Annotated in this window: 1 pseudogene; it reads right to left on the bottom strand. The window is 41.1% G+C overall.

From position 1 onward, the window contains the following. Positions 1-450, bottom strand: a pseudogene (locus JZY04_RS21105) (transposase); the annotation flags it as partial.

Consider the following 450-nt stretch of genomic DNA (forward strand, 5'->3'; position numbering starts at 1 on the left):
CGGGTAATACTTCCTTTATCTTTTCATCCACTTCATAGAGACATTTACGTAACTGTCTGGAACGCAGCTTCAGTATCTCAAAGGAGAATGGGGATTTGAACGCGAACCGGTATGTGTGGCATCAACGATTACAGAGGTGGATTTTATAATGCCCTTCTCTATTGCTAAAGTTACCGTCTTGTTGATAAGCAGGTTCAACAAGTCCATATCTTTCAGACGGAGCCTACGAAATTTGCATAAAGAGCTGGCCTCTATCACATCCTCTTCCGGTACCATCCCTAAAAAGTATTTAAAGGACATGTCATAGCGTGAGCGTTCAACCACATCAATATCAGACAAGTCATAAATGGTTTTTAAAAGAAGGTACTTGAACATACGGACAGGGCTCTCGGCGATACGACCATTGTCCGGATAATATTTGGAAACGAGCTCATTATAAACAAAGGAAAA

The organism is Bacteroides sp. 11BF, assembly GCF_019633765.1.
Taxonomy (GTDB): domain Bacteria; phylum Bacteroidota; class Bacteroidia; order Bacteroidales; family Bacteroidaceae; genus Bacteroides; species Bacteroides hominis.